At 51.8% G+C, this 475-nt stretch carries 1 protein-coding gene; it reads right to left on the minus strand.

Annotated elements, in window-relative coordinates; translation table 11 throughout:
• Positions 1–475, minus strand: a 475-nt coding sequence (locus tag IV91_RS16085) for an Eco57I restriction-modification methylase domain-containing protein (protein ID WP_035418237.1), incomplete at both ends; no start/stop codon positions are given.

Genomic DNA, 475 nt, shown 5'->3' on the forward strand with positions numbered 1-475 from the left:
TTCCCCGTTTGGATTTTTGACCAGCAATGAGATGGCAATGGGCGCACGGCTCCCCATCCCAAAAACGTTATCTTTTTCCTTGCGTCGTAATTCTCCTGCCGTTCGAGCATTCCCCCTCAAATGAAACACATAGATGCTGGAAAACTCCTCCGCCAGACACTTCCTCAAGCCATCTGCCGAATTTGAATCCAGATACCCGGCATTGGTCACAAACCCAATCACCCCACTATCGCCAATCCGGTCACTGGCCCAGCGAATCGCCCGGATGTAACTGTCGTACAACGCATTCTTGTTGGTCGCAGTGGAACGGTCTGCATAGGTGCTTCGGATACAGCTGTCCAGATGCGGATATTCCACATTCTGGTTATTGTCGTTGGCACTGCCCTGACCTGCTGAATAGGGCGGATTTCCCAGGATCACCCGGATATCGAGGTTCCTCTGTTTTCTTCTTCGGTTGCTGTTCTGGACCAGCATG

Source organism: Ferrovum myxofaciens (assembly GCF_000735045.1).
GTDB lineage: Bacteria > Pseudomonadota > Gammaproteobacteria > Burkholderiales > Ferrovaceae > Ferrovum > Ferrovum myxofaciens.